Source organism: Streptomyces sp. YKOK-I1, from assembly GCF_054660435.1.
Window position 1 is genome coordinate 6,215,866 of the sequence record NZ_BAAGDR010000001.1, and the last position, 14,026, is coordinate 6,229,891.

The 14,026-nt window shown below is 70.5% G+C and carries 16 protein-coding genes; 10 read left to right on the forward strand and 6 right to left on the reverse strand.

Annotation, left to right across the window (positions count from 1 at the left end; genetic code table 11):
- Positions 1–21 precede the first annotated feature (21 nt).
- Complete coding sequence (locus tag ACYQ8Q_RS27630; RefSeq protein WP_460068566.1) at positions 22–894, forward strand: hypothetical protein; 873 nt, start codon at positions 22–24, stop codon at positions 892–894.
- A 10-nt stretch (positions 895–904) separates the two neighbouring features.
- Here the strand turns inward: ACYQ8Q_RS27630 and ACYQ8Q_RS27635 are convergent, their stop codons facing one another.
- The 5 genes from ACYQ8Q_RS27635 to ACYQ8Q_RS27655 all read right to left on the reverse strand — a co-directional run bounded on the left by ACYQ8Q_RS27635 (position 905) and on the right by ACYQ8Q_RS27655 (position 3,705).
- Positions 905–1,267: a hypothetical protein gene (locus ACYQ8Q_RS27635; protein ID WP_460073507.1), complete on the reverse strand. Its 363-nt coding sequence runs from the start codon at positions 1,265–1,267 to the stop codon at positions 905–907.
- A 65-nt stretch (positions 1,268–1,332) separates the two neighbouring features.
- Positions 1,333–1,623, reverse strand: coding sequence for a hypothetical protein (locus ACYQ8Q_RS27640; protein WP_460068567.1), 291 nt, complete (start codon positions 1,621–1,623; stop codon positions 1,333–1,335).
- Between the two features lie 98 nt (positions 1,624–1,721).
- Complete coding sequence (locus ACYQ8Q_RS27645) at positions 1,722–2,324, reverse strand: phage tail tube protein (RefSeq protein ID WP_358990534.1); 603 nt, start codon at positions 2,322–2,324, stop codon at positions 1,722–1,724.
- 167 nt (positions 2,325–2,491) lie between these two features.
- On the reverse strand, positions 2,492–2,905 hold the full coding sequence (locus ACYQ8Q_RS27650) for a hypothetical protein (RefSeq protein WP_460068568.1): 414 nt from the start codon (positions 2,903–2,905) through the stop codon (positions 2,492–2,494).
- A 317-nt stretch (positions 2,906–3,222) separates the two neighbouring features.
- On the reverse strand, positions 3,223–3,705 hold the full coding sequence (locus ACYQ8Q_RS27655; RefSeq protein WP_460068570.1) for a helix-turn-helix domain-containing protein: 483 nt from the start codon (positions 3,703–3,705) through the stop codon (positions 3,223–3,225).
- A gap of 216 nt (positions 3,706–3,921) precedes the next feature.
- Between ACYQ8Q_RS27655 and ACYQ8Q_RS27660 the strand changes: the two genes are divergently transcribed.
- From ACYQ8Q_RS27660 to ACYQ8Q_RS27675, 4 genes are all read left to right on the forward strand, one after another.
- Positions 3,922–4,221, forward strand: a complete 300-nt coding sequence (locus tag ACYQ8Q_RS27660; RefSeq protein WP_460068571.1) for a WhiB family transcriptional regulator — start codon at positions 3,922–3,924, stop codon at positions 4,219–4,221.
- A gap of 1,141 nt (positions 4,222–5,362) precedes the next feature.
- A complete protein-coding gene (locus ACYQ8Q_RS27665; protein ID WP_460068572.1) occupies positions 5,363–5,944 on the forward strand; it encodes a hypothetical protein in 582 nt (193 codons plus the stop codon).
- On the forward strand, positions 5,941–6,183 hold the full coding sequence (locus ACYQ8Q_RS27670) for a MerR family transcriptional regulator (protein WP_460068574.1): 243 nt from the start codon (positions 5,941–5,943) through the stop codon (positions 6,181–6,183). Before ACYQ8Q_RS27665 ends, ACYQ8Q_RS27670 begins: the two co-directional genes overlap by 4 nt.
- A gap of 127 nt (positions 6,184–6,310) precedes the next feature.
- Entirely contained in the window at positions 6,311–6,796 is a 486-nt protein-coding gene (locus ACYQ8Q_RS27675) for a DUF1707 and DUF4190 domain-containing protein (RefSeq protein WP_460073508.1), read from the forward strand.
- A gap of 22 nt (positions 6,797–6,818) precedes the next feature.
- On the opposite strand, the gene ACYQ8Q_RS27680 is transcribed toward ACYQ8Q_RS27675, so the two are convergent.
- Complete coding sequence (locus ACYQ8Q_RS27680) at positions 6,819–8,096, reverse strand: hypothetical protein (protein ID WP_460068576.1); 1,278 nt, start codon at positions 8,094–8,096, stop codon at positions 6,819–6,821.
- Between the two features lie 127 nt (positions 8,097–8,223).
- Here ACYQ8Q_RS27680 and ACYQ8Q_RS27685 point away from each other — a divergent pair, with 127 nt between their 5' ends.
- From ACYQ8Q_RS27685 to tuf, 5 genes are all read left to right on the forward strand, one after another.
- Complete coding sequence (locus ACYQ8Q_RS27685) at positions 8,224–9,240, forward strand: glycosyltransferase family 2 protein (protein WP_460068577.1); 1,017 nt, start codon at positions 8,224–8,226, stop codon at positions 9,238–9,240.
- A gap of 253 nt (positions 9,241–9,493) precedes the next feature.
- Positions 9,494–9,865 (forward strand): 30S ribosomal protein S12, encoded by a 372-nt coding sequence (gene rpsL, locus ACYQ8Q_RS27690; protein ID WP_003948652.1) that lies wholly within the window; start codon positions 9,494–9,496, stop codon positions 9,863–9,865.
- 3 nt (positions 9,866–9,868) lie between these two features.
- Entirely contained in the window at positions 9,869–10,339 is a 471-nt protein-coding gene (rpsG, locus tag ACYQ8Q_RS27695) for a 30S ribosomal protein S7 (RefSeq protein ID WP_189712345.1), read from the forward strand.
- Between the two features lie 39 nt (positions 10,340–10,378).
- The gene (fusA, locus tag ACYQ8Q_RS27700) at positions 10,379–12,505 is read left to right on the forward strand and encodes an elongation factor G (protein ID WP_460068579.1); all 2,127 of its coding nucleotides are present in this window, start codon (positions 10,379–10,381) and stop codon (positions 12,503–12,505) included.
- Between the two features lie 167 nt (positions 12,506–12,672).
- A complete protein-coding gene (gene tuf / locus ACYQ8Q_RS27705; protein WP_055632341.1) occupies positions 12,673–13,866 on the forward strand; it encodes an elongation factor Tu in 1,194 nt (397 codons plus the stop codon).
- Positions 13,867–14,026: the final 160 nt, after the last annotated feature.

Sequence of the window (14,026 nt, forward strand, 5' to 3'; positions counted from 1 at the left end):
GGCGAGATCAAGGCCGACGGGGTGGACGGGCACGAGGGCGCCACGGGGAACGGGCCGAACGACCAGCTGGTCGACTGGCTCGAACTGTCCCCTGATCTGCCGCATCTCATCGCCCGGGTCTCCGAGCTCGTCCTCAGCCTCGGGTACGACCCGGAGGACCTGGTCACCCTGCCCCGTGGCGAGCTGGACCGCCGTGAGCTGGCCGCGTACAGCGCCGGCTGGGCCGACATGGTCGCCGAACAGCTTCCCGCGATCCGTCGCGCGTACGAGGAACGCATCACGGTCGCCTACCTCCAGGGCCAGGAGGACGCCCGCACCGGCCGCCGCCCGCGCGTGTCCCGGCCGGCGGAGGAGGACGACGACGCCGGCGGTGAGGTCATCGCCCTGCCGTACGTCGAACTCCTGCGCCCGCCCGCCGAGGTGACCCGGGCGGAGGAGCGAGGGGAGCGGGAGCGGTCGGTGGCGGACGGGGGGCCGGTGTCGGTACCCGTACCCGTACCCGTACCGGTGCAGACGCCCCTGCCGACGGGGAGCTCCGGTCCGGTCGGGGGTGGTTCGGGCGGCTCGGGTGGCTCGGGTGCCGGCGAACCGCAGTCGGCCGCCGCCTCCGTGCCGGAGAAGCGGACCGTCCGGTCGGCCCGTCGGGCCGTGGTGCGGCGCAACGGGCGGCCCAGTGTGCCCCCGCTGCTCCGGTCCAAGGAGCGGCGTACCGATGCCGGGGAGCGGGCGCAGCAGGAGTCGGCGGCGTCCGAGGAGAGACCCCGGCTGTCGGACCGGGCCCGGGCGCTCGCCGATGGGTTGGAGGGGCGGGGGCAGGGACGCGGACAAGGGCGTCGGGGGGACGGGCGGGAGACGGAACCGCCGGGGTCGCCGGAGGCGCCGGAGTCCCGGTGACGGTCGTCAGTCAGGCGAAGAAGCGGGCGAGTTGGCCCGGGGAGGGGGGAGGGGGCGGTGCGCCCGGTTCCTCGGGAGGGCTGTTCCTCGGTTCCGTCCCTTCGGGATCCTCCGGTTCCGCCGTGTCGTTCGGTCGCGGCACCGGTACCGGTGGGTCCGGCTGGTCGCCCTCGTCCGAGTTGACCGACGCGAACATCCAGTTCGCCGCCGCCAGATGGTCCACGGCCGCGGCCAGCAGATGGTCCGTCACCGACCACTCGGCGGCGTCGCCGTGCAGTTCGCGGTTGAGGGCGCTGTCCCGCGGCAGATGCGCGACGAGCACCGCGAGCCGCCGCGCGGAGAGGCGGTCGCGGTGCCAGTCGAGCAGATCGATGCCGTAGTAGCGGAGCAGGTCCGCTTCGAGGGCCTCGGCGTGTTCGTCCACGAACCCGACGAGGCTCAGCCTTCCCCCAGACCGAGCCCGGTCTCCTTGCCGTAGGCCTCCAGGACGGCGGCGATGTCCTGCATGGTCACCTCGTGCCGCTCGAAACGGACGAACTGCTGCTCACCCATGAGCAGTGCGAGCAGCCCGTCCACGTCGTTGTCGTCGAGCTCCCGCAGCGCCTTCGCGGTGGCGCGGGTCAGCTCCGTGGGCAGGGTGAAACTCTCGCCGTCGAGCTCGAACGACCAGGTACGGCCGAGGGCTTCGAGGCGCTGGGCGCGGGCGGCGTTGACGTCGAAACGGGCCATGGTGAGGGGTGCCTCCTTGAGTGATGCCGTACGGGAGAGGTGCGGGGCTGTGGGTGGGGTGGGCGGTGTGCTCGCGCGCGCTCACCCCACCCGGTCGGTCAGGACGCGGCGTACGCGGTGTCCTTCATCACGAAGCTCGCCAGCGCCGAGCCGTCGGTCGCCGCCATCGCGGTGAAGGTGATGCCGAGCTGGGCCGGCGACTTGCGGGCCAGCTTGATGTCGTCCGCCGCCGTGACCTGGCCGCGCGGGATGCCGAAGCGGTACGTCACCGCGGTGCCGTCGCTCGCCCGGACATCGGTGAACTCCAGCCCGAGGGCGCGGACATCGGCGTACGGGCGGTCGGCGATGTCGTACTTGTAGACGCCGGTCGAGCCGGTCACGGCGTCGACCTGGCCGCCGCCCATGAAGAACGGCAGCGTGTCCTCGTTGAACTGCAGCAGCGAGAACTTCAGGGTCAGGTCGCGGTCCGAGTACACGAAGTGCACCGGGCTGACGGCCTGCCACACGTCGACCGGCTCCAGCTTGTCCTTCTTGCTGAAGGTGACGCCCTCGCCGTTGGTGAAGCCGAGGTTCTTCCAGCCGGTGGCCCAGTCGGTGGACGGGTCGGTGGAGAAGGTCGTCGGGACCTTGGTGTCGGCGGCGGCGACGTAGAGCCGGCCGACTCCGGCGATGCGGATCTCGGAGGAGTTGGTGCCTGCCATGAGTTGGGCTCCTTGATAGAGGGAGGGAGAAGACGGGCGGTTGGTGCGGTTGGTGCGGATGGTGCGGATGGTGCGGGGTGCCGTGCCCGGCGGTTCCGGGGACGGCGAAGGCCCCGCCGGTCGGGGAGGCGAGCGGCGGGGCCTTCGGTCTGTGGGGTGCGGGCGCGTCAGTAGACGTCCAGGTACACCTTGAGGACGGTCACGTACCGGTTGGCCGCGCGGTAGAGGTAGTCGGGCAGCCAGCGGGGGCCGTCCTGTTCCTCCACCTCGGTGATCAGGTTCGTGCCGTAGCGGTTGCCGGCCGCGGCCATCAGGGCGCGGCGGGCCGAGTTGGCCAGGACGTGGGCGGCCTGCTTGGTGGGGCCGTACACCTCCAGCTCGATCAGCGGCTGGTCGACGTGGCGCTCGCCGACCCAGGCGCCGCCGCGGCGGTTGACGAGTACGGCGGCGGCCGTGCCGTCGAAGTCCTCCGGCGGCTGGACGGTCACCAGCGCCGTGGAGAGCGCCGAGTCGGCCTCCAGGATGTCGACGACCAGGGCCTCGACGTCGGGGAAGGCGCTCGGTGGAGTGGGTGTGGTCATGCCGGGTCACCTCGCCGAAGCGGGAAGGGGAGGGAGGAGAAGGGGGTGCGGGGAGGGATGGGCGCAGCTCCGCCGCTGCACCAACTGTGACATACGATCGTGCGCGCACGCAACTAATACGGCGAAAGAATCGAACCCGGGGTGCGGAAGGGGCGGAAGTGCGAGGTGGGGGATGGGGTGTGGGGGCGGGTGAGGGGGGCGGGTGAGGGGGGCGGGTGAGGGGGGTGGGTGAGGGGGGTGGGTGAGGGGACTTGTGTGAGGGGACTTGTGTGCGGGGCGGGCACCCGTCGGCCCACGGGTGCTCGGGCGCGGGGGCGTCAGTCCGTGCCGGGGGGTGCCGCCGTGCCGGCGCCCGCCAGGACCCGGCCGGCCTTGTCCGCGCGCTCCGGCTCGTTCGGCAGGAACTGCTCCACCACCCGGACGAACATCTCCCGCCGCTCGGCCGGTACGCCGAGCAGGTCGGCGACCTCCTCCAGGGTGGGCCTGCGGCCGAAGTCCGGGTCGGGGGCGGGTGCGGGCGCGCGTCCGTGCGGGTCGGCCAGCTCCTCGGCGGTCAGCCGGCCCGAGCGGATGAGCATGTCGCGGACCGGGACGCCGAGCACCCGTGCGAGGCGGCGGGTGGTTTCGAGGTCCGGCATGCTCTGGCGTTGCAGCAGGCGGGTGACGGCGGCGCGGTGCACGCCGGCCTCGTCCGCGATCCGTGACTTCCCGCCGCCGCGCGGGCTGTCGATGTCGTAGCCGCGTTCGCGCATGAGGTCTTCGACCCACGCGGCGAACGCGTCCAGGTCCTGGGTGGTCATGTCTGCTCGCTTCCTTCGGGGGTGGCACGAGTTTAGCTTGCTTGCGCGCAAGGAATTACGTGCTCTCGCGCAAGTAGTGGGGAAAGTTTGTGTAGTTGATGGAGGTTCGGGTGAAGGTGAGGCGTCGGTAAATCATTGCGAGCGCGCGCGCAATCTGTGACTCTGGGGATTCACTTCGTACGGCTCGTTCACGAACCGACAGGGGGTTCCCTGCCCATGCCCGTAACCGGTTCCTGCTCACCACCGGATCAGCCGCGCCCGTCGCGTCCCTCGCGTCCCGCCGGCTGGCAGTCCGCGGCCGCCTGCGCCGGGCTGCCGCCCCGGGTCGTCTTCTCGAAGAGGCCGAAGGAGGCCGCCCCGGCGCTGCGGGCGTGCACGACGTGTCCCGTGCGGCGCGCCTGCGAGGAGACGGTGGCGCCCGCCGAGAACTGGTTCGACGGCGTCTGCGGCGGCCGCCTCTGGCGCTCCGGCCGCCCCGTCCCCGAGACCCGCCTCCACGGAGGCCCCCGTGCCTGACCGCCACCCGACCCCGACCGGGTCCGCCCACCCGGCCCCGGCGGCGTGCGCTGCGCGGGCCACAGAGCCCTCGGCCCGCCCCTCGCCGACATCGACCGACGGCCGGGCTGCGGCATCGGCTGCCCGCCCGACATCGGCATCGGCGGGAGCCACATCCCCGACCCCGACCTCCCCCGCCGGTCGTCCTGCGGAGCCGGTCGCCCGCCCGGCCTCGGTGCCGCGCGATGCTTGGGCGGCAGTGTCGTCGGCGCGCCCCGCGCAGCCCTCGACTTCTGCCGGGCGTCCTGCGGAGCCGGCCGCCCACCCGGCCCCGGTGCCGCGCGATGCTTGGGCGGCAGCCTCGTCGGCGCGCCCCGCGCAGCCCTCGAGTTCTGCCGGGGGGCGTCCTGCGGAGCCGGCTGCTCGCCCGGCCTCGGTGCCGCGCGATGCTCGTGCCGCAGCCTTGTCGGCGCGCGCTGCGCAGCCTTCGACTTCTGCCGGGGGGCGGTCTGTGGAGCCGCCCGCCCACCCGGCCCCGGTGCCGCGCGACGCTCGGGCCGCAGCCTCGTCGGCGCGCCCCGCGCAGCCCTCGACTTCTGCCGGGGGGCGTCCTGCGGAGCCGGCTGCTCGCCCGGCCCCGGTGCCGCGCGATGCTCGTGCCGGAGCCTTGTCGGCGCGCCCTGCGCAGCCCTCGACTTCTGCCGGGGGGCGGTCTGTGGAGCCGGCCGCCCGCCCGGCCCCGGTGCCGCGCTCCGCCTGGGCCGCAGCGTCGTCGGCCCATCCCGCACAGCCCCCGACCCCGCCCGAGGGTCGGCCCCTGACCCCGCCCACGCGCCCCGCCGTACCACCTGCTCGACCGACGGCCTTACCCCCGGCTCAGACCAGAACCTCGCAGCCAGCCCCGTCTCATGGCCGCCCCCCGGAACCGCCCCCTACTCACGCCCGTGCCCTGGAGCCCGCCCCCTCCCGTATCCCGGCCACCCAGCCCGCCCCCTCCCGCACCCCGGCCACCCAGCCCGCCCCCTCCACCCAACCCGCCCCCTCCCCTACCCCCTCCACCCCCCACCCCCCGACCCCTGCCCGGCGTCGCGGTCCCGATGGGGCCGGTGTCGGTTCTCAAGCCGCTCTCTGGATCGCCACCCTGCTTCAGCAGTTTCCGGAGTTGGCCAGGGAGCTGGTGCCCGGGCGGGCCGCGGTCGGCGGGCGGGGGCCGGTCGCGCCGCCGGCCGGTCTCGCCGAGCGGTTGCGGGAGGAGCGGGAGGACGCGTTGCTGCTGCAGCAGCGGCACGGGCTCGTTGCCCCCGGACACAGCGCCGCCCCGCTGCGCCTGCACATCTCGGACACCATCCGGGACCTCACCGACGGCGTCGTGGAACTGGAGGAGGCCGTACGGGACCGGCTCGGTCTGCCCCGCGCCCGCCGCGCCCCCGTGCCCGAGCGGCTGCGCCGGATCGCCGCGCTGCTCGACGCCGTCGAAGCCGACCCGGTGCTGGCCGCACACGTACGGGACGAGACCCGGCGGATGGCCCGGCGCTGCGCCCGTGCGCTCGGGGACACCGAGACCGTCGTACGGATCTCCGGCCGCTGCCCCTGGTGCGACTCGGTCTCCCTGCGCGCCTTCCCCGACCGCCACGCCGTCCTGTGCGTCAACCCCGCCTGCCGCTGCGCGGACCCCGACTGCGGCTGCCACGACGACCCGGCCTACCGGCACACCTGGGACGAGGGGGAGTGGGGGCGCGGATGAGCCGAGCCGGGGACCGGGCGGACCAGCGGCCGACCCTCATCCCGGGAGCGCTCGCCGCCCAGGAGGTCGGTGTCGCCCCCGCCACCATCCGCAAGTGGGTCCAGCTCGGCCGGCTGAAACCGGCCGGCAGGGCGGGGCGCGCGCAGCTCTTCCGCCTGGAGGACGTCTTCGCGGCCGAGCGTGCGGCGCGTGGGCAGAACCGTGACCCGAACCGTGACCCGAACCGTGACCCGCGCTGACCGGGGGAACCGTGGGCGGCCGGGACGCGTTGAGGGATGATGGAGGCATTCAGCCGTCCGGGGGGAGGTGCCCGTGTCGTATCCGTCGCCATGGCAGCCGCAGGGACAGGTGCCGAACGGCGCCGCGATGCTCGCGTCGCACGCCGACCGCGAGCGCGCGGTGGACGTGCTCAGGGCGGGCTTCGGCGAAGGCCGGCTCCAGCAGGACGAGTTCGAGAAGCGGGTGCAGCGCGCCTACCAGGCCCGCACCGTCGGCGAGCTGCAGCTCGTCATCTCCGACCTCCCGCAGGGACCGATGGCCGTCCCGCCGGTCCTCGCCGCGCCGACCGCCTTCGGCCCGCCCGTCCCGCGCACGTTCCTGCCCGCCCCGCCCCCGCCCACCAACGGCAAGGCGGTCGGCTCGATGGTCTGCGGTGTCCTCACCACCATGTCCATGGGGCTCACCGGCATCCCCGCGGTGATCCTCGGGCACAAGGCCCGCGCCGAGATGCGCCGTTCCGGCGAGGGCGGCGAGGGGTTCGCCCTGGCCGGCCTGATCCTGGGCTATCTGTCGGTGGCCGGCTGGGCGTTCTTCGTGATGATCTTCATGATGGCGGCCGTCTCGTCCCCCTGACGGGGACCACCACCCGCGCGTCCTACGGGATGCCCAGCTCGAAGATCACATAGTGGGCGTACCACCCGGACGCGAGCGACGCCGTCGTGAAGAACACCGCCAGGCTCGGCCACTTCAGCCGGCTCAGCGCCGCCGCCGGGGCCAGCAGCAGCGGGAACACGGGCAGCAGATACCTGCCCGTGTTGCCGAACATCTGCTGCGTGCCCAGGACCGTCACGATCGACGCCAGCGCATAGGCGACCAGTACCAGCGGCGGCCTCTTCCGCAGCATCAGCGCGATCAGGAAGGGCAGCGCCAGCACGATCTGGACGCAGAGCAGGTCGGGCACCGAGAAGGCGAACAGGTAGGCGTTGTGCCCGACCGCGGTGTTGCCGAGGACGTCCAGGGTGTACTTGCCGAAGTCGAAGTAGTGCGCCCACCCCTCGCGCTGGAGCGTGAAGTAGGCGGTCAGGTCGCCCATGCTCAGCCCGACCCAGGCGACATAGGTGAGCAGTCCGAGCGGCGCGGAGACCATCGCGTACACCGGACCGGCGATCCCCTGCTCGCGCCTGCTCTCCCGCCGGGCGAGCGTCACGATCGCGGCGAGGCCCACCGCCCCTATGAGCGCGGCGGAGGTCGGCCGGTTCAGTCCGGCGAGGAAGGCCAGCAGTCCGGCCGCCACCCACCGCCCCCGCATCACGCAGTAGCAGCACCAGGCCGCGATCGCGACGAACACCGACTCCGAGTAGACCGCCCACTCCACGCCCGCGCCCGGCACCACGGCCCACAGCCCGGCCGCGATCGTGCCCGCCCGCACCCCCGCGAGCGCCGCGACCACGGCGTAGATCCCGGCCGCGGCCACGAAGGACGCCACGACGGACACGAGGATCGCGGAGCCGTACAGACCGAGGCCCGTGATCTCCGAGACGCCCCTGATCAGACCGGGGTAGAGGGGGAAGAACGCCACCGAGTTCTGCTGGACGGTGAACAGCCCGCCCGGCGCGAGCGGTTGCAGCGGCCGGGGGTCGTACCCCTTCTCGGCGACCTGGAGGTACCACCAGCCGTCCCAGGTGGCCAGGACGTCCCACCAGTGGGTGCCGCCGCCGAAGCGCGGGTCCTTCTTCTGGTAGTCGCCGGCCCACTCCAGCAGCCACGCGAAGACGGTCAGGCCGACCAGCTTCGTGACGCCGTACAGAAGCAGCGGCAGGAGGTACGGTCGGAGACCGTCGGGCAGGGCGAGCCGGCGGCGCCCCGGTGGCCGCTCCCGCCCCTCGTCGGGCATGGCCGAGTCCGTCGCCGCGTCGCTGCGGGCCGTGCTCATGACTGGGGTCCCCCCTAGGACGATCGCGGGACGGCCGGGTCAAAGCCGTGGTCCGGACGACCGTGAAGCGTGGTCATAAGATCGCACCAGAGTCGCACATGTGCGTCACAGGTGAGGGAGAGGGCGCGTGACGGACGAGGCGGATTCCGTGAACGGTGTGACCGTGCTGTCGGTCGTCATACCCATGTACAACGAGGAAGAGGTCCTCCCGGCGCTGGTCAGCCGGTTGCGTCCGGTTCTCGCCGGTCTGGACGAGCCCTACGAGGTCGTCGCGGTCGACGACGGGTCCACCGACCGCACCGCCGAACTCCTCGCCGCCTTCCGCCTCGGCTGGCCCGAACTGCGGATCATCGGCCTGCGCCGCAACTCCGGCCACCAGGCCGCCCTCACCGCCGGACTGGACCGCGCCCTCGGCGCCTATGTCGTCAGCATCGACGCCGACCTCCAGGACCCGCCGGAGAAGATCCCCGAGATGCTCGCCCTGGCCCGGGACGAGGGACTCGACATCGTCTACGGCATCCGCGCCGACCGGGCCAGCGACACCGGCTTCAAGCGGTGGACCGCAGGGCTGTACTACCGGCTGGTGCGGCGGCTGGCCGGGCCGGCCGTGCCCTCCCAGGCCGGAGACTTCCGGCTGCTCGGCCGGCCCGCCGTGGACGCCCTCAAGTCGCTGCCTGACCAGCAGCGCGTCTACCGGCTCCTGGTGCCCTGGCTCGGCTTCCCCAGTGGACAGGTGACGTACGAGCGCGCCCCGCGCCCGGCCGGGCAGAGCAAATACCCGCTGGGCCGGATGATCCGGCTCGCCGTGGACAGCGTCACCGGGTTCTCCGCGGCCCCGCTGCGCATCGCCACCTGGCTCGGCGGCTTCGCCTTCCTGGTGTGCATGGGGCTGATGGCGTACACCCTGAGCGCCCACTTCCTCGACCACACGGTCCCCGGCTGGACCTCCCTGTTCACCGGCGTCCTGTTCATCGGCGCGGTCCAGCTGATCTGCGTGGGCCTGCTCGGCGAGTACGTGGGCCGCATCTATACGGCCGTACAGAACCGTCCGACGTATTTCGTCGGCAGCGACACGGCCGTGGACGGGAAGGCGAAGGGCGGGGAAACCCCCGTACCACAACAGCGATCGGGTTCGCGAACGTAACCGCCGTGTGTCGGGCGCACGGCTTCTGTTTTGACCGGAGTGATTGCGCTGGGTACGCTCAGACCTTGTGCCTGGGGTGTGCCCTGGCCCTCGTGCGTGCCGTCAGACCGCGCCGGGGCCGAGAGCGGCCACCGTAATCCGAGCTTTCCGCTGCCTCGCGGCGGAAGTCCGCGGGATTCGACACACCCGACCGCGTGGGTCGGAGAAGTTCCAGGTTAGCTGTACTCATCGGCACACAGAAACCGGAGAAGTAGTGCCTACGATCCAGCAGCTGGTCCGCAAGGGCCGGCAGGACAAGGTCGAGAAGAACAAGACGCCCGCACTCGAGGGTTCCCCTCAGCGCCGCGGCGTCTGCACGCGTGTGTTCACGACCACCCCGAAGAAGCCGAACTCGGCCCTGCGTAAGGTCGCGCGTGTGCGTCTGACCAGCGGGATCGAGGTCACCGCTTACATTCCGGGTGAGGGACACAACCTGCAGGAGCACTCCATCGTGCTCGTGCGTGGTGGCCGTGTGAAGGACCTGCCGGGTGTTCGCTACAAGATCATCCGCGGCTCCCTCGACACCCAGGGTGTCAAGAACCGCAAGCAGGCCCGCAGCCGCTACGGCGCCAAGAAGGAGAAGTAAGAAATGCCTCGTAAGGGCCCTGCCCCGAAGCGCCCGGTCATCATCGACCCGGTCTACGGTTCTCCTCTTGTCACGTCGCTCATCAACAAGGTGCTGCTGAACGGCAAGCGCTCCACCGCCGAGCGCATCGTCTACGGCGCCATGGAGGGCCTGAAGGAGAAGACCGGCAACGACCCGGTCATCACCCTGAAGCGCGCTCTCGAGAACATCAAGCCGACCATCGAGGTCAAGTCCCGCCGTGTCGGTGGCGCGACCTACCAGGTCCCGGTCGAGGTCAAGCCCGGCCGCGCGAGCACCCTGGCGCTGCGCTGGCTCGTCGGCTACTCCCGCGCCCGTCGCGAGAAGACCATGACCGAGCGCCTGCTCAACGAGCTTCTCGACGCCTCCAACGGCCTTGGTGCCGCTGTGAAGAAGCGCGAGGACACCCACAAGATGGCCGAGTCCAACAAGGCCTTCGCGCACTACCGCTGGTAGTCGCTACCCACATCGAGACCGAGAGAAGACTGAAGCCTTATGGCTACCACTTCACTTGACCTGGCCAAGGTCCGCAACATCGGGATCATGGCCCACATCGACGCGGGCAAGACGACCACCACCGAGCGGATCCTGTTCTACACCGGCGTTTCGTACAAGATCGGTGAGGTCCACGACGGCGCTGCCACCATGGACTGGATGGAGCAGGAGCAGGAGCGTGGCATCACGATCACCTCTGCTGCCACCACCTGTCACTGGCCGCTCGAGGACGTCGACCACACGATCAACATCATCGACACGCCGGGCCACGTCGACTTCACCGTCGAGGTGGAGCGTTCGCTCCGCGTGCTCGACGGTGCCGTGACGGTGTTCGACGGCGTCGCCGGCGTCGAGCCGCAGTCCGAGACCGTGTGGCGTCAGGCCGACCGCTACGGCGTCCCGCGCATCTGCTTCGTCAACAAGCTCGACCGCACCGGTGCGGAGTTCCACCGCTGCGTCGACATGATCAGCGACCGCCTCGGTGCGCAGCCGCTCGTCATGCAGCTTCCGATCGGTGCCGAGGCCGACTTCAAGGGCGTCGTCGACCTGGTCACGATGAAGGCGTTCGTGTGGTCCGCCGAGGCCACCAAGGGCGAGATGTACGACATCGTCGACATCCCGGACACGCACACCGAGGCTGCCGAGGAGTACCGCGGCAAGCTCGTCGAGGCCGTGGCCGAGAACGACGAAGAGATCATGGAGCTGTACCTGGAGGGCGAAGAGCCTTCCGTGGAGCAGCTGTACGCCGCGATCCGTCGTATCACCATCGCGTCCGGCAAGTCCAAGGACACCACGGTCACCCCGGTGTTCTGCGGTACCGCGTTCAAGAACAAGGGCGTTCAGCCCCTGCTCGACGCGGTCGTGCGCTACCTGCCCTCCCCGCTCGACGTCGAGGCCATCGAGGGCCACGCCGTGAACGACGCGGAAGAGGTCGTCAAGCGCAAGCCGTCCGAGGACGAGCCGCTGGCCGCCCTTGCGTTCAAGATCATGAGCGACCCGCACCTGGGCAAGCTCACCTTCGTCCGGGTCTACTCGGGCCGCCTGGAGTCCGGCACCGCCGTGCTGAACTCCGTCAAGGGCAAGAAGGAGCGCATCGGCAAGATCTACCGCATGCACGCCAACAAGCGTGAGGAGATCGCCGCGGTCGGCGCCGGCGACATCGTCGCCGTCATGGGCCTGAAGCAGACCACCACCGGTGAGACGCTGTGCGACGACAAGGCCCCGGTGATCCTGGAGTCCATGGACTTCCCGGCGCCGGTCATCCAGGTCGCCATCGAGCCCAAGTCGAAGGGCGACCAGGAGAAGCTGGGCATCGCGATCCAGCGCCTGGCCGAGGAGGACCCGTCGTTCCAGGTCCACTCGGACGAGGAGACCGGCCAGACCATCATCGGTGGCATGGGCGAGCTGCACCTCGAGGTGCTGGTCGACCGTATGCGCCGTGAGTTCAAGGTCGAGGCCAACGTCGGCAAGCCGCAGGTCGCCTACCGCGAGACCATCCGCAAGGCGGTCGACCGGGTCGACTACACGCACAAGAAGCAGACCGGTGGTACCGGCCAGTTCGCCAAGGTGCAGATCGCGATCGAGCCCATCGAGGGCGGCGACGCGTCGTACGAGTTCGTGAACAAGGTCACCGGTGGCCGTATCCCGAAGGAGTACATCCCTTCGGTGGACGCCGGTGCGCAGGAGGCCATGCAGTTCGGCATCCTCGCGGGCTACGAGATGACGGGCGTCCGCGTCACGCTTCTCGACGGTGGCTACCACGAGGTCGACTCCTCCGAGCTCGCCTTCAAGATCGCCGGTTCGCAGGCCTTCAAGGAGGCCGCGCGCAAGGCCAGCCCCGTGCTGCTCGAGCCGATGATGGCCGTCGAGGTCACCACGCCCGAGGACTACATGGGCGAGGTCATCGGCGACATCAACTCCCGCCGTGGTCAGATCCAGGCCATGGAGGAGCGTGCGGGTGCCCGCGTCGTGAAGGGCCTCGTGCCCCTGTCGGAGATGTTCGGCTACGTCGGCGACCTCCGCAGCAAGACGTCGGGTCGCGCAAGCTACTCGATGCAGTTCGACTCCTACGCCGAGGTTCCGCGGAACGTCGCCGAGGAGATCATCGCGAAGGCCAAGGGCGAGTAACGCACCGCGTTTAACGCACCGCGTGCACACGCTTTAGGCTTGACCCCGGAGCCTCACGGGTCGTTCCTCCGCATTCGTGGCGGAATGACCCGGGGCCCGGGACTTAACAGCAAAGATCACCTGGCGCCGATGAACCAAGGCGTACAGCACACCACAGGAGGACCCCAGTGGCGAAGGCGAAGTTCGAGCGGACTAAGCCGCACGTCAACATCGGCACCATCGGTCACATCGACCACGGTAAGACGACCCTCACGGCCGCCATTACCAAGGTGCTGCACGACGCGTACCCGGACCTGAACGAGGCCACCGCGTTCGACAACATCGACAAGGCGCCCGAAGAGCGTCAGCGTGGTATCACGATCTCCATCGCGCACGTCGAGTACCAGACGGAGACCCGTCACTACGCCCACGTCGACTGCCCGGGTCACGCGGACTACATCAAGAACATGATCACCGGTGCCGCGCAGATGGACGGCGCGATCCTCGTGGTCGCCGCCACCGACGGCCCGATGCCGCAGACCAAGGAGCACGTGCTCCTGGCCCGCCAGGTCGGCGTTCCGTACATCGTCGTCGCCCTGAACAAGGCCGACATGGTGGACGACGAGGAGATCCTGGAGCTCGTCGAGCTCGAGGTCCGTGAGCTCCTCTCCGAGTACGAGTTCCCGGGCGACGACCTGCCGGTCGTCCGCGTCTCCGCGCTGAAGGCGCTCGAGGGCGACTCCGAGTGGACGAACTCCGTCCTCGACCTGATGAAGGCCGTCGACGAGTCCATCCCGCAGCCCGAGCGTGACGTCGACAAGGCGTTCCTCATGCCGATCGAGGACGTCTTCACGATCACCGGTCGCGGTACGGTCGTCACCGGCCGTATCGAGCGTGGTGTCCTGAAGGTCAACGAGACCGTCGACATCATCGGCATCAAGACCGAGAAGACCACCACCACGGTCACCGGTATCGAGATGTTCCGCAAGCTGCTCGACGAGGGCCAGGCCGGTGAGAACGTCGGTCTGCTGCTCCGCGGCATCAAGCGCGAGGACGTCGAGCGCGGCCAGGTCATCATCAAGCCCGGTTCGGTCACCCCGCACACCGAGTTCGAGGCCCAGGCCTACATCCTGTCGAAGGACGAGGGTGGCCGCCACACCCCGTTCTTCAACAACTACCGTCCGCAGTTCTACTTCCGTACGACGGACGTGACCGGCGTCGTGACCCTCCCCGAGGGCACCGAGATGGTCATGCCGGGTGACAACACCGAGATGAAGGTGGAGCTCATCCAGCCCGTCGCCATGGAAGAGGGCCTGAAGTTCGCCATCCGTGAGGGTGGCCGGACGGTCGGCGCCGGCCAGGTCACCAAGATCAACAAGTGATCTTGCGCCTGATCGGTGGCACAGCCTGAGCTGAGCCTCTGAAGGGGCCCGTACGACTCCGGTCGTACGGGCCCCTTTTTCTGTCGCACGGGTGTGCGGGGGGTGAACCGTGGACGAACGTTGCCCCGCGCCACCCATGAGTCGTCTGTGAGCCGCCTAG